Raw genomic sequence first — 22,847 nt, 5'->3', positions numbered from 1 at the left:
CGACGACGTCGCCGCAGTCTCACGGACTGTCAGGGGTCACGCTGCGCGCCCCGGGGGAGAAGACCGCCGCCGCTGCCGTGAGGCGCAGCGTCTCCGGCGTGTCGATCTGGTCGCGCGCCCGGCCCAGCAGATGGTGCAGCTGGGATTCACCCAGGCGGGGCTCCTCCGCAGCCACGACGAGCAGCGTGCGCCGGATCAGGGTCTTCCTCTCGCCCCCCAGCCGCAGGGTCTCAAGCTCGATCAAGGTGCTCAGCCCGGAGCGCCGGTACAGGACGCCGTTGGGCTTCACAGACGCCCAGCCTCTCGGCCGCCCAGCCACTTCCCGAGCTTGTCGCGATGCATCCTGGGCCCCTCTTCGCCTGACCTCTGCGATCTCGTCGACGGTGCGACCGCGTACACAAGCAGACTGGGTACATCAGCATCGGATCCCCGCACCACGACAGCAAACCGCGAGAGAGCGCGGCCGACGCGGCGAAATGCCGGGAACGGACCCGAACGGCTCAGGGCCCGGGCACTGGAGTGCCGCATCGGAATTCTCTCATCAGATAGCCCGTGAGCGGTTGAGTTGGCCCGGCTGTGCATCAGAGGTGGTCCGCTGGGTAGCGGAGGCTGACTTGAAGATCAATGCGGGAGCCTCACTCGCTGAGTGTGGCAGCGCGCCCATCACTGTGCGGTACCTGTCTGCATCGCCCAGTGATGAGCTACTCCGAGGAGGCCGATCAGCTCTGGAGGACGGCGCCTCTAGCCGCTCCCGCATCCGTTGTGGGGACTGTCCCCGACAGGACGGGCTCGTCGTTTCCTACGGCGTGGTGAGGTTCAGCGTGTACGTGGGCTTACCGTCGACCCAGGTGTCGACGTCACCGCTCGACGACTGGCCTTTGACTTGCAGGTGCACAGTGAAGCGGTAGGTGCCAGGTCCCGCGTAGCGCAGCTCCTTTACATCCAACGGGACGCCGTCCTTGGACGCGCTGAGTAGATACGACGACATCACGCTGCACTCGGGGAGCTCACTCCACGGAGAGAACGGGTTTGAGATGAAGCACCTCGCCGATGCCAGCCCCCACTGCAACTTCTCACCGTCAGAGAACGCGCACAACTCAACCTTTGAGCTCATCTGCTTCATACCGTCATACGTGCGGAAGTCCTCGATGGAACAGACTTTCGCCGCCCCCGGCACCGGCGCCGCGCTGGCCGTAGTGGCCGACGTCGATAGCGCACCGGCGACCAGCAACGAAGCGCCCAAGAGCATGGGAAGAGACGACTTTCGGACCGACATGAGGGATCCTCTCGCGGAGTCGACGAACACAAACGATGGGCCTGGACGCGCGCCACGACCGCCGGAAAGTCCACCCCCGGCGCGACAGCCTGCCCAAGCAGCCCACCCTGTGAAGGGCCGCCGGCGACCGCGCGGCGGACGGGCAACGGGCGCCCGCAGGAACAACCTGTCCGCAGCCGCGTCCGCCCTCACTCGAACACCACCCGATGGCCGGAAACCCACCAAGGCAGCGAAAAGATCGCCTCATCGCTTCCGTCCAGCACAAAAGCCAGGGGGCCGGCGCAGCAGCCACCAGGCGTCACCCCCGTCCCGCGTTCCACCTGTCTGACGCCTTTTCCCTCTCAGCCAGCCCACCGGAGGCAGCGGACCCCGGGGCACCTGCCCCAGAGCCACGGCTCATTCCCCATCACTCACCCGAGTGTTTACCCCCCGATCTCAGCCACGACGTAGCCAACACCGCGCGAAGGCGGCGTCCCTGGCCGTGTCGGCCCCCAGCCGGGCCAGGCACTGGGGCCGCTAACCCCACCATCGAGAGCACCCGAGCCTCCACAGGCGAGCGCTGACACCGTCCTGAGCCCGAGGATCGGAAACAGCTTCTCAGCGCGGCCCGGCAGCACCTGCCCCGAGTCCGCGCAGCAGCTACGGCCGACGCTACTGGGACCACGCCCCCTCACCGGCGTCCGGCGACCCACTGAGCGCCAGCTTCTCCTCGACAACTGCCAGCCGTAGGGGGAGTTGGGCGTGCTTGGCCGCCTTGGGGCGCCGAGCCCGCCGGTATGCCTCGTGGTCCGCGACGGTGGCCTGGTAGTGCTCATGACCGCCCTTGCGAGCCATCCCGCGCGAGATACTCGACGGCGGCCTGCCCAGGCGCCCGACGATACGTCGAGCGGACTCACCCGCTGCGATGCCACGTGAACTCTCCTCCCGGTCGGGGACCGTCAGATGCCGCGCCGAGTGTTTGGACGGTGGTTGGCGAACCCCTCCGATCTGGGCGAGGAAGCTGCGAACGCGGCGCATCGGAGCGCCAAGGCCACATAGCTGTGACCATCGAGACGGCTGGCCATGCGCGATCTGAACGTGGCGCGGCGGTGCCGTCTGGGGTCGTTTCGGGTTTCGTGTGGAGGATGTCGCGGACTTCGCCGCCACGGCCGAAGCGTTCCAGAAGGCGCAGCAGAGGCTCGTCAACGAGGTGTTTGCGGCGGGCAGGCCAAAACGGCTGACGAGGCGGCCGATCCGACTCAGCCGACGGGCTGAGCGCCTCAGACCCGTATGCCTTGAAGGTGGACTCCTTGCGGCCGTGCAGCAGGCAGAGAGCGAACCGGGCCACATGAGCGGACGCCGGCCGCGCTCTCACACATGCCCCTATCGTCCCGATCTGGGACAATCTCAACACCCACCGGGCCGCCGGGATGCGTGGCTGAGCGACCGAACAGGACTGGCTCACCATCGCGTGCAACTGCCCCCGTATGCATCGGACTTGAACCGGTGGAGGGCGTCTGGTCGCTGTTATGGCGTGGCCCGCCGGCCAACACCGCCTTCACCGACGACGACCACCTTGAACGCACCCTCCGCCGGGGCCTGCGTCATATTCAGCTCCGCCCCGATCTCATCGACGGCCACCTCGCCGGCACCGGACTCACACTCACCCATCGACCGACAACAATCCGAAGAGCTCAGCAGGGGTGATCCCGCAGGCCATCCCGGCTGGCACCGCCACATGCCCCCCCCTTGGCCGCTCACGCCTACCTGACCGCCCTGTGCGCCCGCCATGACGACCCGAAGGGCGCACCTTCCGCGGGTTGCCGACTCCGAGCGCTCCACCGTTCGGGTGAGGTGACGTCAATATGGTTGTCAACGACGTAGTGCAAATGGATTACTTTACGCATCCGAACAGGTGGGCCACCCATCCCTCCACAGGAGAGTGGCAGCTGGCCCACCGTCGGCCCCAGGGACGGCGTTCCAGGCCGCTGTGCCGGGCCGGGGTTCGGCTGCCGTCCTGACCGTTTTCCTGCGTGCCCGCAGAGGCAGCGGTTTCGGGCCGGCGTGTTCCCTCACCACTGTTTCGATCGGCCTGAGCGGGAGGGCCGTCCGCGTTCTCGGCGACAGAGCGCTGGCCCCTTACCAGGCCCATAGGCCGATGTGGCCACGTCGGCCGCTCGGGCTCCCAGGCGGCTGTGAGCCGCCGGCTCCAGGCCCCGCAGGAAAATCCACGGCAGCGCCCAGTGATCACTGACGGCACGGGCCGCCGAGGACGGACCGTTCCTGCGCACATCCAGTCCGTCTGAGCAGGAGGCACATCATGGCTTTCATCCAGCAGAGCACATCGGGCCCGGTGACAGGCTCCGCCGAGAAATTCGCCCCCATCACGGTCACCGGCGGGCAAACCGCCCCACTGCTGCCCGGTGAAACCGCAGACGTCACCCTCACCTTCACCAACCCGAACAGCAATGTAAGGGCCCAACTGACCTCCATTGCCGCCGGCGATGTCGTGATCGACACCGTTGCGAACGCCGACGACATGACGTACTGCCACGATCAGATCGAACTGTCCACAGCCGGCGTGGGCCCCCTGCCCACACTTGACCTCAGCCAGGCCAACCTGCCATTCGTGCTGGCTGACGCTGTGAAGCTGAAGGAAGACGCCGACATCCGCTGTCAGGGGATGACGTTTCACACCACGTGGACGGTCCAGGCCCAGGCCGTCCGCTGAGCGCGGTCCTCATCACCTACGCCATCGAATGAGCCGCGCGATGGACTGCGTCCCGGCGTAAACCGAAGGCGTAGCACACGGCGTCCCTCCCAGTAATCAGCTACAGGCCTGTTGGTCGTCCTCACGAGATACGTGCCTGAGCCCGGTTCAACCGCCGCCGACAGGGGTGCGGAAGGCCCCCCAGACGCCACCGGCAAGGACCAGCCGTGGGCCGCAGCACGCCGCTGGTGACCGCCGTCGCGCTGCGCGGGCGGCTGCGTCCACGGCACCAGATCGCGGCCGCCCTCACGTCGCCGTCAGCCTCAGCGCCAGGCCCAGGCATGCTCCCCTCCCCCACAGGCCGCCAGGCGGCCGCTTCCATCTCCGTCCCCGACACCATGCTCGGCCGGTACGCCTTCCAGCTCCCGGACCTGCCCGGCGGCCTGCGGCCCCTGCGCGCCCGGGAGACTACGAACGAGGGGCGGCACCGGTTACCACAGCGGAAGGGGAGGAGCTGCTGGCCCGGCCATATGCGGAGCGCCGTGCGCGGCTGAAGGAGCTGGTCGCAGGGCACCGGCTGGCGGAGTCGTGGGCGCGCTCCCCCCAGCACGGCCGACCGGAGGTGGTCACCCGGTAGTTGGGCGCAAGCGGACCCGCCTGCTGCGTCTGCTGGACGTTCTCGGTCCACTTCACCTCGTTGCCCTCCTTGAACACCCGCAAGTGGACACTCCATTCGGCCTCGGTGCCACGTTTATGGAAACCATCCACTCGCCGGCTGGGCTCCATACGGGACGGGCTCTGCGGGCACCCATATGACGCGGAAACTTGTGTCTGACCGGCCACCTGGCGGCTCCACGCGGGGCCTTGGGGCTGTGAGAACCGCTCGCCTGTTCCGGGGCCAGTGCAGGAGGGAAACACCGGCCCCGGTCCTCACCGGCGATCCGTCCACGTACCACCGGCACTCGGGGGTGTTTCGCCCCGTCTCCGTTTTGCCGACGGGTGTGGTGGCTAATGGCTCACCGGTAAGTTTGAGTCGGGCTGTCCCCCGTCCTTCCACGACGGGGGTGACGCCGAAGACATAGGCCCTCAGGGGCGTGCACTTCCATAACGAACAGCGCATAGGGGCTCGCCGGCCGATGGTGTCCAGATGGAGGAGGAGATCAGGGTGTAGGCGAGGCTGGTGAAGCCCAGAAGGTGCTCGGTTTCCCGTCCGCAGGATGGTGGAGGGCATCGGAGAAGGCACGAGCCGTCGTTGCTGTACTTGCCCGGTAGCTCAGATTCCGGGTTCCGACAGCGCTGGACTGCCAAGACGCCGTGACGCCGTGACGCCGTGACGCCGAAGAACTCTTCAATTCGCTCACCATGGCGGCCGTAGCCGCCATTGACGTTGCGGTCGGCCAGCTGGGGACAGGCGCTCAGCTGTGAGGATGCCTGCCCCGCGCCACCGCGGCGGTACGTCGAGCACCGGCTGCAGGATTTCCTGCCTACCCTCACCAGCATTCTGCTGCGGCGCCTCACCCGAGCCGAACCAGCTGCCCCGCTCCCCGGTTCCTGGCTCAGACGTAGATGTAGGCGCTGGTGAGCGTGCTCGTACCGGAGTCGGTAGTGACGGTGATGTCCACCGTTCCGGCGGCTGGGCTCGGGGGCACGACGACGGTCAGGACGGTGTCGGACTGGACGCTGTACTGAACAGGCGCATCGTTGAACGTGACCAGGCTGGTCGTCGACAGGTTCAGGCCGTAGAGGTTGATGACGTTCCCGCCGGGGACCGGGCCGGTGTTCGGGCTCACGGCGCTGAGGAGGGGCGGATCGATGTACGCGTAGGTGATGGGTTGAGGGGTGATACCGCCAGCCGTGGTGACGGTGACGGGAACCAGGCCGGGTGTGGCGGCAGGTGGGACGGTGACGGTGATCAACTGGTCACTGACCACGGTGGGCACGGCGGGCACCGAGCCGAACCGCACCTGCGTGGCGGTGCTCAACCTGTTCCCCTTGATGCTGATGATGTTCCTGCCGGCGGTCCTGCCGGTTCCCGGGACCAGACTGTCCAGCTCGCTGCCCGGAGCGTAGACGTACGGTTTGGGATTGCTGGTGCCTCCCGGAGTGGTGACGGTCAGCTGGGCGACACCGACGCCGGGTGGGGGGACCACGAGAATCTGGTTGGGCGTGTTGGCCATGATGGTGCCGGGCACCTGGCCGAATTTCACCGCGGTGGCACCGGCCAGGTTGGTGCCGGTGACGGTCACGATGTTGCCGCCGGCCTCCGGCCCCGCCGGGGGACTGATCATGTTGATGAGCGCGAGGATGGTGACGGTGTTCGCGCCGTTGTTGGACACGTACGCGGTCAGCCCACTGGCGGCGACCCCGACGCCGGTCGGCTGATGGCCGACAGCGACGGTGCTGCTCACGGTGTTGGTGGCGGTGTCGATATAGCTGACCGTGTCGGAGCCGTTGTTCGCCACGTAGACGTGCCTGTTGTCCGGGGTGACCGTCACGCCCCACGGCGTGGTGCCCACGGGGATCGTGGCGATGATTGTCCGGCTGACGGTGTCAATGACGCTGATGGTGTTCGCGGTGCTGTTGGCCACGTACAGGTACCGGCTGTCGTTGGTGATCGCTGCGCCATAGGGAGCCGACAGGCCAGTGATGGTCGCCACGACCGTGTTGGTGGCCGTGCTGATCACGCTGAGCGAGTTACCGCCCTGGTTGGTCACATACACCTCCAGGTCGTTGGGGGCGGCTACCACCCATGTGGGCTTGATCCCGACCGGGATGGTCGCGACGACGGCGCGGGTGACGGTGCTGATGACACTGAGGGTGTTCGAGTTCTGGTTGGCGACGTAGGCGAACAGGCCGTCGGGGCTCACCTGGATACCGAAGGGGCTTTTCCCCACCCCGATCGTGTTGGTGACCGCAAAGAGATTGCGCTGCACCACACTGACAGTGTTCCCACCACTGTTGGCCACGTAGAGGTAGACATTGTCCGGGGTGAGCGCGACCCCTGCGGGGGCGATCAACGGGGCCGCAGGGGTGGAGATCGTGAGCGTTCCGGTATCGAGAATGCTGACGGTCCCCGAGGCGTTACTGGCCGCGTAAGCGAGCGGCGGCCCCAGAGGGCTGGTCGCCACTCCCAGCGGCTTGGTCCCCGCCGGGAGTGTCGCGATGACTTGCGGGGACGGGGCGGCAAGAGTTGCCGAGGCGTCGTGAATCGACGGTCTTGGGGGCGTGGTTGTTTCCTGTGCCTTCATCGTGCACCCATTTCCTGAGCAGGATGTAGCAGGCGATTGCTCGTCTGCCGAGTCCGGATACTCGACGCCTAGCGGAAAGACGTTGCGCGGGGCGGCCTTTGAAGGCGAGCCCATATACGTCGAGTTCCCCGGCCCGAAGCAGTAAACCGAAGAAGTGGGCACACGGGCAGGCGGATTGGAGGCACTTCACACCGTATGAATAACGCCCTGTACTCCCTTTCGCGCCCCTTTAACTCGATATCACCACCGCCGCAGGAACCGCTCCCCATCTGCGCATCAAACCCGAGCAGAGCATCCATCCTTGTGTACCCGAGGCTAATGCCGCCCCGGGGCGGCTGCTGCGGCCCGCCCGCCAACTTCGGCCTCGAACACGACAACTACGACGTGTCGATGGCCTGCGCCGAGGACCAGCTCCTGTCCGCGGCATGAGAATCCCGTGGAGGCTGAAGATCCTCGCCGACGACTTCTCCTGCCGTACCCTAAATGTGCGACTGACGGACGCCTATGACAGTGGGTCTTGGGGCTTTCTGGCGTAGGCGTTCGTAGGGAGTCTGGCCGGTGAGGGCTCCGTGGGGGCAATGGTAGTTGTAGTAGTTCTCCCGCTCCTGCAGCTTGATGTTGAAGAGGTTGACGTCGTCGATGGCCTGAGGCTGGCCGAATTCCTGACCGTTGTCGGTCTGGACCTGCTCGACGGCGAAGGGGAGCTTGGCCAGCACGTAGTCGATGAACTGGACTGCGGTCCTCTGGTCGTTGCGGGGGTAGGCGCGCAGGATGCGCAGCCTGGCCGCAGCATCTGGCGGAGGTATTGGCCAGGCGCTTGGGGAGCGAAGCGGAACCGGGATAGTCACATGCCGGAAGAGCCGGGAAGAGCGGCGAGATCCCCGGCTCCTTATACGGTAATCATATTCACCACATATGATTCATCGAGTGTGAACTCACTCCTTCCCCTCGTATGGACAGGTTCAGTTCAATCGGTTGAGGCCGCTTCGCAATCGATCGCATTCCGCCTCCATCTGACGGCCTGTTGCCTCGCGGTACCGATGCGGCTGGCTTCTTTGCGCAGGTCAGCTGACCTGCGCGCGAACTGATCGCCTACGAAGGAAAGAAGGCTGTGGCATGTCTGCCCACATCACCGCTCTCCACCCGAGCACGGGCCCAGCCGCAGGCGGCAATACCGTCGCCATCAGCGGCTGCGGGCTCGCCGCTACCAGCGATGTCACCTTCGGCGCCGCTTCGGCCCCAAGCTTCACCGTCACCTCCGACACCACGATCACGGCGGTTGCGCCGCCCGGAAGTGGAAGCGTTCGGGTCAGCGTTGTCACTGCCGGACGCCCCAGCAACAGCCTCACGTACTCCTACGCCGGATCAGCGGAATCACCGGTCCTCAAGGCGATTGCGCCGCAGGCGGGGGATCCGGCCGGTGGCAGCAACATCATCGCTGTGGGCTCCGGTTTCACCGGCGCGACGGCGGTTGACTTCGGTGGTACCGCGGCGGCCGACTTCACGGTTGCCTCCGACACCATCATCGGGATCACCACTCCGCCCGGGACCGGGACGGTGCCGGTAAGGGTCACCACGCCCGGTGGTACCAGCAATGGTGAGTCGTTCACCTACAGCGCCTCACTGCCACCCAAGCTCGTGGCAGTGACGCCGAGGAGTGGCCGTCCTGGCCGCACCGTCGTCATCTTCGGCTGCAAGGTCAACCGCGCGAGGAGCGTCGCCTTCGGTGGCCACCCGGCGGAAAGCTTCACCGTCCTGTCCGACAACGTCATCCTCGCTGTCGTCCCGTCCGGAACCGGAACGGTGCCCGTCACCGTCACCACCCCGGCCGGCACCAGCAACCCCGTGCGCTTCACCTATGTCTCGGCACCGGTCCTCAAGGCGATTGCGCCGCAGGCGGGCGATCCGGCCGGTGGCAGCGACATCATCGCTGTGGGCTCCGGTTTCACCGGCGCGACGGCGGTTGACTTCGGTGGTACCGCGGCGGCCGACTTCACGGTTGCCTCCGACACCATCATCGGGATCACCACTCCGCCCGGGACCGGGACGGTGCCGGTAAGGGTCACCACGCCCGGTGGTACCAGCAATGGTGAGTCGTTCACCTACAGCGCCTCACTGCCACCCAAGCTCGTGGCAGTGACGCCGCAGAGCGCCCGCACCGGCGACACCATCGTCATCTTCGGCTGCAAGGTCAACCGCGCGAGGAGCGTCGCCTTCGGTGACCACCCGGCGGAAAGCTTCACCGTCCTGTCCGACAACGTCATCCTCGCTGTCGTCCCGTCCGGAACCGGAACGGTGCCCGTCACCGTCACCACCCCCGCCGGCACCAGCAACCCCGTGCGCTTCACCTACACCTGATGGCGAATTCCCAATGAGCCGTTTCCGACCTGAAGTTGCCACTTCGTTGGCGCGGGCTGGGGGCGGGGTGCTCGGGCCGGTCGACGCGTGATCGTCAAGGGGCGATCGTCTGCCATGTGGCCGGTTCCGGGTACAACGCGGCGGTGCCGCACGACGATCACACTCCGCCCCGGCACTACTACGGAACTCGATGGACATCGCCTCGTCGTTCACGTCCACCGACTGCACGGCCGCTGCGCATCGTCCGCATCAACGAAGAGCCAAGCCCTACGAGATCCCGTTGGCCTTCGGCACACTTCGGCGAGGAACCCGACAACCTTGCCGGCGACACCCCGCTTGACTCGGCCATTGATGAAGAGCCGTGTCCGGAAGCCGCTCCCGTTGCAGCCGCCCTGCAGTACAGGGAGTGGGGCAGGTGCTCCGGCGTCGTACCGTGGAACCGGCCTGGTGCCCACCCCACGAGGTGTGTCGACCATTGAATGCCTGCCGCCCAGTCACACTCTAGGCGGCAGTGCAAACGTCGCGATTTGGGGTCTCTTGGGTGTGGAGGCTTGGCTCGATCAGCTGGCGCGATGGGTGATTTGGTGCCGGCTGATCGGCACGTCTTCCTCTCTCGCAGAACCCCGCAGCGTGGCAAGGCATCGCTGACAACCGGTCCACCGTCCCGCTCGAGAGTGGTGTACGGCAGGTGGCCGTCGTCATTGGCCCCGTCCAACGCGCTGCAGGTCCGGAGGTGCGAAGCCCGACGTCCTTCCTTCCCGCGAGGTGAGCTGGATCATCGGGCCGAGTCCGGGCACCTGGTCCGCGACCGACTCGAGGCCGGGGTCGCGTCCCAGGTCCTGCGGAGCGCACCCTCGCTTTGCGAAAGGTGCCACGCAACGTCGACAGGACGCGGTGTGGGCGGAGTTGGCCGGCGGTGTCGACGAGGTAGCCGTGACGCGGCCGATACGACTGCGAGCGGCCGGGATATGGACTTTAGGTTCGTTACCCGGCCCTCTGCGACGAGTGGCTGATCGATACCGGTAGTCGTCGGCACCGGATGTTCAGTCGCCGGGCAGGCCGACTCGGCCAGGAAGGCACGTCGACCGACGACGTGTTCGCACTCGCCTGGTGCCGACCCTCGTTGTCATTCGGCAAGGTCTGTCCGCCAGCGACAAACTCGGGTCTTCCGTCATGGGCTGCTGGGCGTATCGCTCTCGGCAGACGGGGAAGGGCGGCCGGGCCACGTATCACCGCCGACGTTGCGTCTCTCGACCGGTGCGAGCTCTGCCATCTGGGTGATGGTCCGTCAAGGGCATTGCAGGTGTGCTCACTCGGGTGGATTACTGATGTCCATCCAATCCGGTGGGCCGCCCATCCTCTCGGGGGAGGGCAGCTTGGCCTACCTTTGCTGATCCCACTTGAGAGCGTAGGCGGCGGTACAGACCCGGTGCCGCGGCGGGTGTCCTCCCGCGCAGAGGAAGTGAATGCATCATCCGGTGCCGTTCATCGACATCGGCTGGTGCGGCGGCTCACGTCACCTCTCCCTGGGGACGCCATGCGAACTGTCCGTACTTTACGCTCCATCCTCGGTGTCTGCGCCCTGACCGTGGCCCTGACCGCGGGGCTGGCCGCAGTCCCGAACACGGCACACGCTCAGACGCCTGTGCTGTGCAGTGAAACCTCGCTGGTGAACGCGATCACCGCGGCCAACGCGGCCGGCGGCGACACCCTGGCGCTCGTTCCGTTCTGCACCTACCAACTCACCAGCGCACACGGCAGCACCCCCACCGGTCCGGTGGGACTACCGCCCATCACCACCCCGATCACCCTGCTGGGGATGGGCGTCACCATCACCCGCGACCCGAGCGCGCCGGCCTTCCGGGTCCTGCAGGTCCAAGGTGCCGCGAACGTGCCAGGCACCAAAGGCCAGTTGAGCCTGGTCGGGGTCACCGTCCGAGGCGGCAGTGCCGTGCCCCCCTTCCCCGGGGGCGGCATCTCGAACCTGGGTGGCACGGTCTCCCTGCTCACCAGTTCCGTGACCGGCAACACCGCTGTCGCCGGAGGCGGGATCTACAACGACAACGGCGCCGTATCGCTGACAGCCAGCTCCGTCACCGGTAACACCGCCACCTCCGGCGGGGGCGGCGGCATCTACGTCAACTCCGGGGGCGTGAACTTGCTGGCCACCACGGTGAGCGGCAACACCCCGGACAACTGTGCTCCGTCAGGCAGCGTCATCGGCTGCACCTGACGGCCCGGCCGGCCTGTCGGCCGAATGCTCCACCGGACAACCCACATCACCGCGACGGCGAACACAGCCGTCCGGTCACGGTTCGTCATTCCCACTCGCACACCGCAACAAAGGAGCAACACCATGCCTATCTCCCCCAACCAGGGATCGACCGGAGGCGGAACCGTCGTCACCATCACGGGGACCAACCTCGGCGGCGCCACCTCGGTGCACTTCGGCACCAAGACAGCCACCATCACGGCCAACACCCCCACATCGGTCACCGTCATCAGCCCGTCCGGCACCGGCACGGTTCCGGTGACCGTGACCACCCCCGGCGGCACCAGCAACCCGCTGTCGTTCTTCTACGTCGGCGCACCGTTCAAGTCCAGCATCTCCCCGGTATCCGGCATCACCGGCGGCGGGAATACCGTCACCATCAACGGCACCGGCCTGACCACCGCCACCGCGGTGCACTTCGGTGCCGCCACGGCGACCCCGACCGTGGTCAACGACGGCCAGCTGACCGTCACCGTACCGGCGGGCGCGGCGGCCGGGCCGGTGAGCGTCAGTGTCACCACCGCGGGCGGCACCAACAACGGTCTGACCTACACCTACGTCGACGGCCCCACCCTGGGCACGCTCAGCCCCGCCTCCGGCCCGGCGTCCGGCGGAACTGCGGTGACCATCCCCGGCACGAACTTCACCACCACCCAGTCGGTCACCTTCGGATCCACGCCCGCACCGTTCTCCGTCATCGACGACAGCACCCTTTCCGTCGTGACCCCGCCCGGGGCTGTGGGTGCCACCGACGTCACCGTGACCACCAGCGGTGGTAGCGCCACCGCCACTGGTGGCTACACCTACCTGGCCGGGCCCGGCATCTGACCCACCATCTGAGCCGCTGACGGCCTGGTCCTGGCCACCAGGCGTGCGGACATCAGGCCCGGACAGGGTGCGCCCTTCCCCTGCCCGGGCCCACCTCACTTTTCTGACGAGCCTCGGCCCGGCGCATCTCTTCTGCGGCCGGTCGGGGCTCACGCTCTCGAAGGATCACGGCCGTGAATAGCTCAGCACATTCGCCAACCGCTTCCGCCGCGCAGGCCCTTGCCGCAGCCACGCCCGCCGTCATTTCCGTCTCACCCACCTCGGGTTCCACCGCGGGTGGTACCACCGTGACGGTCACCGGCACCGGCTTCACCGGCGCCACAGCAGTCCGATTCGGCGCCACACAGGCGCCCTCGTTCACCGTCGTCTCCGACACACAGATCACCGCCACCACCCCACTCGGGACCGGCACAGTGCAGGTCACCGTCACCACCCCGATCGGCACCAGCAACCAATTCGTCACCTACACCTACGTCACCACGCCCGCGCCGGTCCTCTCATCGGTGACCCCCACATCGGGCCCGACGGCCGGCGGCACAGCAGTCACACTCACCGGCACGGGGTTCACAGGCGCGACCGCGGTACGGTTCGGCACCACGCCGGCATCGTTCGTGGTCAACTCCGCCACACAGATCACGGCGACAGCTCCTGCAGGATCCGGCACGGTGCAGGTCACCGTGACGGGACCCGGAGGAACGAGTAACGGTGTGCCATTCACCTACACGACAGCTCCCGTGCCCACCCTGACCTCGGTGACCCCCACATCGGGCCCGACAGCCGGCGGCACAGCAGTCACACTCACCGGCACGGGGTTCACAGGCGCGACCGCGGTACGGTTCGGCACCACACCGGCGTCGTTTGTGGTCAACTCCGCCACACAGATCACGGCGACAGCTCCTGCAGGATCCGGCACGGTGCAGGTCACCGTGACGGGACCCGGAGGAACGAGTAACGGTGTGCCATTCACCTACACGACAGCTCCCGTGCCCACCCTGACCTCGGTGACCCCCACATCGGGCCCGACAGCCGGCGGCACAGCAGTCACACTCACCGGCACGGGGTTCACAGGCGCGACCGCGGTACAGTTCGGCACCACACCGGCGTCGTTCGTGGTCAACTCCGCCACACAGATCACAGCGACAGCTCCTGCAGGATCCGGCACGGTGCAGGTCACCGTGACGGGACCCGGAGGAACGAGTAACGGTGTGCCATTCACCTACACGACAGCTCCCGTGCCCACCCTGACCTCGGTGACCCCCACATCGGGCCCGACAGCCGGCGGCACAACAGTCACCCTCACCGGCACGGGGCTGGCCACTGCCAGCGCGGTGCGGTTCGGTGCCACGCCCGCAGCCTCCTTCACCGTGGTCTCCGACACCCACATCACTGCCGTCGCCCCTGCCGGGACCGGCACCGTACCGGTCACCGTCACGACCTCGGGCGGCACCAGCAACGGGATCTCCTACACCTACTCCGCGGCTCCCATCCTGAGCGGCGTCAGCCCCACCCAGGGCCCCACCTCGGGCGGGAACACCGTCACCCTCACCGGCGCCAACCTCACCGGAGCCACCGCGGTCACCTTCGGCGCCACCCCGGCAACTTCCTTCACGGTCGTCTCCCCGACCCAGATCACCGCCGTGGTCCCTGCGGCCACCGCAGGTCCGATCGGTGTCACCGTCACCACCCCGGGCGGCACCAGCACCCTCCCGAGCGCCTACTTCTACGTCAGCACCCCGGTCCTCACCGGCGTCGCCCCGCCCTCGGGCCCGCTCTCGGGCGGGAACACCGTTACCCTCACCGGTGTCCACCTCATCGAGGCCACCGCGGTGCGCTTCGGTACCACCGCAGCGTCAGCGTTCACGGTGGTCTCGGACACCCAGATCACGGCTGTGGTTCCTGCGGGAGCCGCGGGTCTGACCGATGTCACCGTCAGTACCGCCGGCGGGACGAGCAACGCGGCCTCCTACACCTACCTGCCGGCACCCGTTGTCACGACTCTGATCCCAAGTCAGGGGCCCGCCTCCGGTGGCATCACCTTCACCCTCACCGGCACCAACCTCGCCCAGGCGACCACGGTGCTCGTTGGCGGCGCGCCTGCCGGGTTCACGGTCGTCTCCGACAGCCACATTGTCGTCGACACCCTGCCCGGAGCCGCCGGGTCGGTCACTGTCACCGTCACCACGCCCGGCGGCACCAGCGCCCCGAAGACCTACACGCGAGTCGGCTCACCAGGGATCTGATGCGCCGCGTCAGCTTATGGTTATGGACTGGCGGGGAGGCATGGGCCTCATTCTGAGGCCATCAGTTAGCCGCTTCGGACCAAGCACTCTGGTGTCAGAGCACCCGGTAAACGGCCCCAGAGCATTCCGTCACAACGGCACGTTCCGCGTGTCCACCTGAGGGGTCGCGTAGCCGCGCGGCCCCTTTGAGCTGTCGCTGGACCATGACGAAACTCCATAATCCGTGCCGAAGTTGTCCCATCGCGGTGGGTCGCAGCGCTTCGCGGCCGCATTGATCGTCCCGTCGCCCAGACTCTTCGATCGATGACTGTCAGCCTTGAACGGGCGATGTGCGCGAAGTGCTGTGGGAGCCACTTGTGTTCGGGGTCATCGATCGAGGCGAGACGCTCGGCCGGCCACCGTTCGAAGAGCACCGGTGCGCGGTCGATGCGCGGGATGTTGCCGGTGTCCATCAGGAGGTAGCGCAGGTAGGCCGCGGCTCGCAGTTCGGGAGGTCCTGGATGGCCTCGAGGGTGAGCGGGACACGTCCGGATACGGGCGCGAAACGGGTGCACGCCCCGGTCCCGCGGCGTGTGGCTCCTTCACCACGGGCGAGTGATTCTGTTGGTGTCGAGAGTTACAGAGCCGTTGATGGCCAGGACCTGGCCGTTGACCGTCACGCCGGCGTTCACGGTGATCGAAATCTGGGCCAGGACCCTTCCTGCAAAGTCGGTGTCAGTGCCCAGAGTGGCTGAACTACCGATCAGCCAGATGACGTTCCTGGCCGTGGCGCCGTTGATGAGGAGCACGTGGCTCGCGGTTGCCGTCGTCAGGGTCGATCCGATTTGGAAGATCCATTCGGCGTTGCGGTCGCCCTGGGCATCCAGCGTGAGCGTGCCGGTAAGCCCGATGGAAGAGGCGGCGTTGTAGACGCCGGGGGGCAGTGTCTGGCCGCCGAGGTCTCCGGTGATGCCGGCGTCCGGGATCTGGCCGACGGCGTCATTGTACGTCGTGATCAGGTCGGCATGAGCTGCGACGGCGGCGGCGTCCGAGTTATGGATACTTCCGTTGACCTGGCCGGGCGGGAATCCGGTGATGGAAACTCCCGGGCTTACCCCGAGATCTCCGGTGACGATCGAGAGACCGGTGTTGGTGACCGACGCTCCGCCCAGGACCGCGAAGCGTCCCAGATACGTGTAGGCGTCCGCAGCGGTGGTGGTGCCACCAAGGGTGGTGACGGTGACGTCCGCCGAGCCGAGCGTTCCGGCCGGTACCACGGCGTCGATCTCGGTGTCGGAGGCGACCCGGAAGGAGAGGGCGGGTGTGCCGTCGAAGGTGACGCCGGTGGTGTAGGAGAAGGCGGTCCCGGTGATGACGACGAGATTGCCGCCGTCCACCGGTCCCGAGTCGAGGGTGACGGCCGTGAGGGAAGGCGGGTTGAGATAGGTATAGGTGACTCCGCTGGCGATTCCGCCCCTGGTGGTCACGGTGACCCCTACCGGCCCCGCGGAGGCCGCCGCTGGGACGGTCACGGTGAGCTGGCCGTCCGAGTCGACGGTGAACACGGCGGCCTGTGTACCGAATCTGACCTCGCTCGTGGTGTAGAGGCCGAGGCCGGTGAAGACCACCGTATTGCCCCCTCCCAGAGGGCCCGCGGGAGGCGGTTCGATGCGGAAGGAGGGCGGCGGCAGGTAGTAGAAGGTGCCGACAACCCCCGTTCCGCCGGCGGTTGTTACGGAGACCGGAACGGCGCCGTGACCGGAGGGGGTGATGGTGTCAGTCGTGGTGTCGCTGACGACCGTGAAGCTCGTAGCCTGGCGGGAGCCGTAGCGCACGGCGGTGGTGCCGGTGAAGTGGCTGCCGGTGAGGGTCACTGCGTCGCCCCCACCGGTGGATCCTTGGTTCGGCGAGACTGGCATAGGGGCTCCCTGAGTGCATCGCCGACGGACGGGGCGTGTATCGAATCAGCGCCTCCTTCGACGACACAGCGGCGCGAATACACCAAGTAGCTCACTGGTGACACCCAGCGTCAATGCCCAAGGCCCCCATCCGGCCCGCAATGGAGGCGCTTTCAGTGCCTCGCGCCAAACGGCCACCACCGGCGCACCACCCGCGGGCCCAGCAGCATCGTAGGCTCGCGAGGTAAGGCCCGTCAGGCGCAGCCAACGATCACGGGTGCGTCCACTGGTTCCCTGGCCTGCCGTTCGCCGAGCCGGCAGCCCGCCGCTCCTGGTCCAAGCGGCGCACCAGGCCGTCTCTGCGCCGGACACGTTGCCAGGCCTGGGTGCTTCCGTGCGAACCCTGGGGGGCGAATCCGCGAGGTCGCCCGCACAGCAGCAGCCGATGCCGAGCCGGCGGCCGCCCGCGGCATCGGCTTGCACAACCCGTTCCTCGACCCCACGGTGTTGGCCACCGTGCTGAGGACGCCGCTCGACCAGCGCCCGCCTCTCTTCGCCTACAAGCCACTGCTGAGCCAGACCATGACGAGTCTGCTCCCGCCCGCCGCGGCAGCCCGCACCACCAAGGGCAGCTTCGACGCCGATCACTACGTCGGCCTGCGCGCCAACCTGCCCGACCCTCAAACGCTGGCCGACGGCCACCTCGCTGGCCTCGGGATGGTCAACCCGACCTCGCTGGGCCGCACACTGCGCGGGGCCGCTGCCGACCTGGACAAGCGAGCCCGAGTGCCTCTTCCGGCTGGGTGAGGTGGCCGGTCAAGGCCCGGTGGTCAGAGGGTGTGAGTGCGGTGTTGCGACGGGCTAGGGGCTGGCAGTCGGCCATGACCGGCTGGTCGGCATGGTAGGCCGAATTCCGGCACAGGGCGCGGTCGGGGTGTAGACGCAGATGAGGAAAGCCCCCGGGTACAGGTGCGGGTCGTGGCGAGCGCGACGATGCGGCGCAGCCGGGCTTCGTCGGTGACGGCCTGGGCCGTCGAAGGCGCCGTGGCGGGCGAACCCGGCGCGGCGGGCTTCCGCCTCCGCTCCGGCCGGTCCGGTGAGGGCCGGGCGGTTGCCACCTACTTCGGCGCCTGGAAGCCGCCGATCTTCTGCTCGAGCAGTCGGCCTCAGCGCGCGATGAGAACGCAGTTCGGGAGTTTCCCACCGTCTCGACTGGCACAAGCAGAACTGCCTTAGACCGTGTCCTACATGGTCAGTTCGAGGAGTCGTTTGTAGCAGCAGAGGGCGGCCGCCAAAGCGAGAAAGGCCAGGTGGTTTGCCTGGTTCCCGCAGCTTGTGGCTGCGCGAGGATCGCGACACGTGGAAGAAGACCGTTCAGGCCGCCGGCGGGCGCCCGCTGCTGGTGTACCTGCCCGTTGAGAAGTCCGAGCTGCTGCGGCGGCTTGACCAACGCAATCAGCCCGTCGGCGAGGCCAACGCGCTGACCGTCCCCCCCCGAGGCCCTGGACGACTTCTTCGCCCGCTTCGAGCCCCGGGCCGACGACGAGAACACGGTGGACGCGGCCCTGGCAGGCCGCTGACATGGCCGTACGCTCCAGGTGCCCGGGCGGGGAGCGTGACGACCCCCGCCCGGGCACCTGGCCTGTTCACCGCCCCAGTCGTACGCCTCGGTGGGTCAGATATCGGGTGCGGAGACGTAGGTGAACGATCCGGTGGCGTTGCCGCCGGGGCCGGTGACGGTGACGTCGAAGGTGCCTTCGGTGCCGCTGGGCGGGGAGGTGGCGGTCACGGTGGTGTCGGAGAGGACCGCGAAGGGTGCCGGGGTGCCGTTGAAGGTGACCTGGTCGGTGGCGGCCAGGCCGGTGCCGGTGATGGTCACCGAGGTGCCACCGGTGGTCGGTCCCGAGGTGGGGCTGACGCCGGTGACGGTAGGCGGGTCGACGTAGGTGTAGGACAGGCCTTCGGCACGGCCGCCGGGGGTGACCACGGTGACGGTGACCCCGCCTGCCGCCGCAGCCGCCGCGGCCCTGACGGTGAGTTGGGTGTCGGAGACCCTTTGGATGACGGCTCGGGTGGGACCGAAGTACACATCGATGGCTCCGTCGAGGTTGCGGCCGGTGATGACGATCTCCTGGTCGCTGCCTGCGAGGGGACCCGCGGCGGGGCTGATACCGGTGAGGACGGGGACCGGCCGGTGGTAGAACTGTCCGAGGGTGCCGGTGCCGCCCGCGGTGGTGACCGTCACGGGGACGGCGCCGGACCCCGCGGGGGTGATGGCGGTCAGCGAGGTGTCCGTGTTGGCGGTGATGACGCCCTGAGCGGTGCCGAAGCGCACGGCGGTGGCGTTGGCCAGGTGGTGGCCGGTGAGCGTCACGGTGGCGCCGCCGGCTGTGGAGCCCTGGTCGGGAATCACGGTCGTGGCCAGGACACCGACGGTGCCCGCGACGGAGTTGGTCACGTAGGCGTGTGTGCCGTCGGGGGCGAACGCAATGACGGTGGGTCCGTCCCCGAAGTCGATGTTCTCGACGACGGCGTTCGTGGCGGTGTCGATCACACTCACCGTGTCCGGCTCGGCATTCGCCACGTAGGCATGCTTGCCGTCCGGGCTCACCGTCGTCAAACGTGGCTGGGCGCTGACGCCGATGGTGGCGGTGACGGTGTTGGCAGCGGTGTCGATCACACTCACCGTGGAGTCGCCGACGTTCGTGACGTAGACATGCGCCCCGTCGGGGGCGACCGTCAGCAGGATGGGGAGGATACCGACGGGGATCGTGTCATTGGTGGTGTTCGTGGCGGTGTCGATCACGCTCACCGCGTTCGAGGCGAGACACGCGACGTAGACGCGCGTCCCGTCCGGGGTGATGCACGCCGATCGGCGCATCCCCCACGGGGACGGTGGCGGTGACGGTGTTCGTGGCGGTGTCGATCACACTGACCGTGTTCGAGCCCCGGTTGGCTACATATGCGCGGGCCCCACTCGGCGTCAGGGCGATTCCCTGGGGCGTGTCACCCACGGGAATGGAGACCCCCGCCGCGAACGAGGCGGCGAACCCGGCAGCGCGCGCCTGAGCGGCCTGCGGCGATGGCGATGTCAAGGTGAACATGACACTCCCTCAGGTCGGCGGAGGACCTTTCCCCCGCACACGGAAATGTCTGCTCCACCGCATGGGCCAACAGCGAGCAGGCGACCGGCCCCAGACCGGCACCGGTCAAATACACACCCGAATGGGCGGCCCGAAACGCGGATAACAGCAGTAACCCACCACCGCACGTTGCGCCACAAGAGATCGACAGAATTTCACCCGTTAGACCTATCGCCGTGCTGCCGCTGTCTCTCTTGCAGCCTCACCTTGGCCGGCGACAGCAACGGACATGCGATCTCCCACAGCCCACCCCACCGTCCACTCTCCATAGCAAACCATCGGACACCTCGCCACGTCAGAAGGCCCTTAGACCGTGTCCTACATGGTCAGTTCGAGGAGCCGCTTGTAGCAGCAGAATGCTGCTACAAGCCCGAGAAAGGCCAGGTAGTTGCCTGGTTTGCGCTCGTATCGGTGGTTGAGGCGGCGGTAGCCGGTCAGCCAGGACATGGTGCGTTCGATGACCCATCGGCGGCGGCCGAGTCGTTCACTTGAGTCGATGCCCTTGCGGGCGATGCGGACGCCAATGCGTTTGCCCCAGGGCCATCGCCGCGGGTGAGGAATGTCGTAGGCCTTGTCGGCATGAAGACGCATGGGCTTGGAATCGGCTGCATGGAATTCGTGTCCAATGTGGAAGTGGGACAACATCGGCTTCAACGCGAGGCTGTCGTGGGTGTTGGCTGCGGAGAGGCCGACGCGTAGGGGCAGTCCGTCCGCATCGGACAGAACGTGCATCTTGGAACCGGGCTTACCCCGGTCCACGGGGCTCGGACCTGCACGTTCGCCCCCGTTACCGTTTTCGTGGCCCCGCAATGGGGTTCCCGGTCTCCGGGTCCGGCATGACTTCCGCCCCTTGTCGATCATGGTCGAAAAAGTGGTGTCACCGGCTCCGGAGGCATCGGCAGACCGCTGATCAGGGGCATGACCGCTCGCCGAGTTTTTCGGGGTGAAGCAGGCCTTCGTAACGTGGATGCCGGCACGCTGGTGCCGCAGATGAGGCCGGGAAGGAATCTGCTGGGGAGGGGTGCGTGGGCAGCGAGGACAGGATCGATGTCTACCTCGGTCTGGACGTCGGCAAGGGCGAGCATCACGGCACCGCCCTGACTCCGGCGGGCAAGAAAGTGCTCGACAAGCCGCTGCCCAACAGTGAACCGCGATTGCGTGAGCTGTTCGAGAAACTGCAGGCCAGGCATGGAACGGTGCTGGTCGTGGTGGACCAGCCGGCCTCGATCGGGGCCCTACCGCTGGCTGTTGCCCGCGACGTCGGCTGCCGTGTCGCCTATCTGCCAGGGCTGACCATGCGGCGGATCGCCGACCTGTACCCCGGTGAGGCCAAGACCGACGCTCGCGACGCAGCCATCATCGCCGATGCCGCCCGAACCATGCCGCACACCCTTCGGGACTTGGCCCCAGACGACGAGACCGTCGCCGAGCTGCACATGCTCGTCGGGTTCGATGACGACCTGGCCGGCGAGGTCACCCGCACCAAGAACCGCCTGCGCGGACTGCTAACCCAGATCCATCCCTCGCTCGAGCGAGTTCTGGGCCCCCGCCTGGATCACCCAGCCGTCCTGTTCCTGCTCGAACGCTATGGCTCACCAGCCCAGATACGAAGGCCGGCAGGCGACGACTGGTATCCATATTGCGGCCGAAGGCACCGCGCGTGGCCGAACGGCTCGTCGAGGACATCTTCGACGCACTCGACGAACAAACCGTCCTCGTTCCCGGCACCGACGCTGCGGCGTTGATCGTCCCCAGCCTGGCCGCCTCACTCACCGCCGTGCTCGACCAGCGCAAACTCCTCGCCACCAGGATCGAACAACTGCTGGAGGCGCACCCTCTTTCACCGGTCCTGACCTCCATGCCAGGCATCGGGGTCAGGACCGCAGCCCGTATCCTCATCGACGTCGGTGACGGCAGCGGCTTCGCCACCGCAGGCCACCTGGCCGCCTACGCCGGACTCGCACCCGCCACCCGCCGATCCGGCTCCTCCATCCGCAGCGAGCACCCAGCCCGGCGTGGCAACAAGCAGCTCAAGCGAGCCTTTTACCTTGCCGCGTTCGCCTCTCTCTCGCAGCCGGACTCACGTGCCTACTACGACAAGAAGCGACGCGAGGGAAAGCACCACGTCGCCGCCCTCGTCTGTCTCGCCGCCGTCGCATCGACGTCCTCTTCGCCATGCTCCGCGACGGCACCTTCTACGAACCACCCTCATCGTCACAGGCAGCACTTTCCCGAGGCGACCAAGAGCACCACAGTGCGAGCCGGGGAACTGCAGCGCCGCACCATCACTCTCACTCCCGCTGAGTCCGCGATGGCCTGGCTGCACAGTCGCCTGGCGAGGGTCCCCTTCGCCGACGTGCCCATCGGGCCTACTCCTTCACTGCCCACACGAGGAGCGCGGTCCGGACGACTTCGACTCCATGGTGGATACCGAACTGGCCCGTCACGGAATGCCGGTACTGGGCAGGCTTCCGCACCCGCCTCGACGCAGCCCGCACCGGACGGTGCTGGACCATCTCCCCGCAGAGCAGCGAGCGTTCGTGATCGAGCAGAGCACCCGGGTCCGTCGGGGACTTGGCCCGGCACGAGCGGACACAACCGTGTTCCTCACGGCCATGCGTGAGTACACCGAGTTCTGACACGGCCGCCGCCCCCGGCCCCCGATCCGGTCCATAACCGCGTCGGGGGCGTTCTCAAGAGTCCCGGCCCGTTCGGCGCCGGCGCGAGCATCCTCTCCAACGCGCGCGAGGCCGTATCGCGCCTGTCACCCAGGGGCGCGGGTAAGACGGTCCCCGGAATGCTGCTGAAGCATGTGTCTGACCGGCCACCTGGCGGCTCCACGCGCGGCCTTGGGGCTGCGAGAGCAGCACGGCTGTTCCGGGGCCGCTGCCGGAGCCAAACACCGGCCCCGGTCCT

14 protein-coding genes and 4 pseudogenes are annotated in these 22,847 nt (G+C 67.4%); 8 read left to right on the top strand and 10 right to left on the bottom strand.

Going from position 1 to position 22,847, the window contains the following annotated elements; genetic code table 11:
* Window positions 1–19: 19 nt before the first annotated feature.
* From CFW40_RS29595 to CFW40_RS39025, 4 genes and pseudogenes are all read right to left on the bottom strand, one after another.
* Entirely contained in the window at window positions 20–289 is a 270-nt protein-coding gene (locus CFW40_RS29595) for a hypothetical protein (protein ID WP_088800864.1), read from the bottom strand.
* 510 nt (window positions 290–799) lie between these two features.
* Window positions 800–1,276 (bottom strand): hypothetical protein, encoded by a 477-nt coding sequence (locus CFW40_RS29590; RefSeq protein WP_143034524.1) that lies wholly within the window; start codon window positions 1,274–1,276, stop codon window positions 800–802.
* Between the two features lie 651 nt (window positions 1,277–1,927).
* Entirely contained in the window at window positions 1,928–2,110 is a 183-nt protein-coding gene (locus CFW40_RS38410; RefSeq protein ID WP_256331211.1) for a hypothetical protein, read from the bottom strand.
* Between the two features lie 3 nt (window positions 2,111–2,113).
* Window positions 2,114–2,293 (bottom strand): annotated as a pseudogene (locus tag CFW40_RS39025) (helix-turn-helix domain-containing protein); the annotation flags it as partial.
* Window positions 2,294–2,634: 341 nt separating this feature from the next.
* On the opposite strand from CFW40_RS39025, the pseudogene CFW40_RS39020 reads away from it, so the two are divergent.
* Both CFW40_RS39020 and CFW40_RS29580 read left to right on the top strand, forming a co-directional pair.
* Window positions 2,635–2,962: pseudogene (locus tag CFW40_RS39020) on the top strand (transposase); the annotation flags it as partial.
* Window positions 2,963–3,575: 613 nt separating this feature from the next.
* Window positions 3,576–3,986 (top strand): hypothetical protein, encoded by a 411-nt coding sequence (locus tag CFW40_RS29580; RefSeq protein ID WP_088800861.1) that lies wholly within the window; start codon window positions 3,576–3,578, stop codon window positions 3,984–3,986.
* A 1,535-nt stretch (window positions 3,987–5,521) separates the two neighbouring features.
* On the opposite strand, the gene CFW40_RS29570 is transcribed toward CFW40_RS29580, so the two are convergent.
* Both CFW40_RS29570 and CFW40_RS29565 read right to left on the bottom strand, forming a co-directional pair.
* Window positions 5,522–7,093 (bottom strand): IPT/TIG domain-containing protein, encoded by a 1,572-nt coding sequence (locus tag CFW40_RS29570; RefSeq protein ID WP_256331212.1) that lies wholly within the window; start codon window positions 7,091–7,093, stop codon window positions 5,522–5,524.
* A 599-nt stretch (window positions 7,094–7,692) separates the two neighbouring features.
* Window positions 7,693–7,929, bottom strand: coding sequence for a hypothetical protein (locus tag CFW40_RS29565; protein ID WP_088800858.1), 237 nt, complete (start codon window positions 7,927–7,929; stop codon window positions 7,693–7,695).
* Window positions 7,930–8,329: 400 nt separating this feature from the next.
* Between CFW40_RS29565 and CFW40_RS29560 the strand changes: the two genes are divergently transcribed.
* The 4 genes from CFW40_RS29560 (at window position 8,330) to CFW40_RS29545 (ending at window position 14,911) form a co-directional block, all read left to right on the top strand.
* Complete coding sequence (locus CFW40_RS29560; protein WP_088800857.1) at window positions 8,330–9,571, top strand: IPT/TIG domain-containing protein; 1,242 nt, start codon at window positions 8,330–8,332, stop codon at window positions 9,569–9,571.
* Window positions 9,572–11,108: 1,537 nt separating this feature from the next.
* Window positions 11,109–11,804 (top strand): hypothetical protein, encoded by a 696-nt coding sequence (locus tag CFW40_RS29555; RefSeq protein WP_256331213.1) that lies wholly within the window; start codon window positions 11,109–11,111, stop codon window positions 11,802–11,804.
* A gap of 123 nt (window positions 11,805–11,927) precedes the next feature.
* Window positions 11,928–12,671: an IPT/TIG domain-containing protein gene (locus CFW40_RS29550; protein ID WP_088800856.1), complete on the top strand. Its 744-nt coding sequence runs from the start codon at window positions 11,928–11,930 to the stop codon at window positions 12,669–12,671.
* A 287-nt stretch (window positions 12,672–12,958) separates the two neighbouring features.
* Window positions 12,959–14,911, top strand: a complete 1,953-nt coding sequence (locus tag CFW40_RS29545; RefSeq protein ID WP_256332131.1) for an IPT/TIG domain-containing protein — start codon at window positions 12,959–12,961, stop codon at window positions 14,909–14,911.
* Window positions 14,912–15,492: 581 nt separating this feature from the next.
* On the opposite strand, the gene CFW40_RS38760 is transcribed toward CFW40_RS29545, so the two are convergent.
* Window positions 15,493–16,809, bottom strand: a complete 1,317-nt coding sequence (locus CFW40_RS38760; protein ID WP_306427444.1) for an ice-binding family protein — start codon at window positions 16,807–16,809, stop codon at window positions 15,493–15,495.
* 207 nt (window positions 16,810–17,016) lie between these two features.
* On the opposite strand from CFW40_RS38760, the gene CFW40_RS39015 reads away from it, so the two are divergent.
* The gene (locus tag CFW40_RS39015; RefSeq protein ID WP_371127996.1) at window positions 17,017–17,595 is read left to right on the top strand and encodes an asparagine synthase-related protein; all 579 of its coding nucleotides are present in this window, start codon (window positions 17,017–17,019) and stop codon (window positions 17,593–17,595) included.
* Window positions 17,596–18,463: 868 nt separating this feature from the next.
* Here CFW40_RS39015 and CFW40_RS29530 read toward each other — a convergent pair.
* The 3 genes and pseudogenes from CFW40_RS29530 to CFW40_RS29525 form a co-directional block, all read right to left on the bottom strand.
* On the bottom strand, window positions 18,464–19,600 hold the full coding sequence (locus CFW40_RS29530; RefSeq protein WP_256331215.1) for an IPT/TIG domain-containing protein: 1,137 nt from the start codon (window positions 19,598–19,600) through the stop codon (window positions 18,464–18,466).
* Complete coding sequence (locus CFW40_RS38395; RefSeq protein WP_256332130.1) at window positions 19,563–19,892, bottom strand: YncE family protein; 330 nt, start codon at window positions 19,890–19,892, stop codon at window positions 19,563–19,565. Before CFW40_RS38395 ends, CFW40_RS29530 begins: the two co-directional genes overlap by 38 nt.
* Before the next feature lie 357 nt (window positions 19,893–20,249).
* Window positions 20,250–20,717, bottom strand: a pseudogene (locus CFW40_RS29525) (IS5 family transposase); the annotation flags it as partial.
* Window positions 20,718–20,956: 239 nt separating this feature from the next.
* On the opposite strand from CFW40_RS29525, the pseudogene CFW40_RS29520 reads away from it, so the two are divergent.
* Window positions 20,957–22,154 (top strand): annotated as a pseudogene (locus tag CFW40_RS29520) (IS110 family transposase); the annotation flags it as partial.
* Window positions 22,155–22,847 lie beyond the last annotated feature (693 nt).

Origin of the sequence: Streptomyces sp. 2114.4 (assembly GCF_900187385.1) — a bacterium.
In the GTDB taxonomy this organism is placed as follows: Bacteria; Actinomycetota; Actinomycetes; order Streptomycetales; family Streptomycetaceae; genus Streptomyces; species Streptomyces mooreae.
This window is presented reverse-complemented; position numbering and strand designations above follow the sequence as displayed.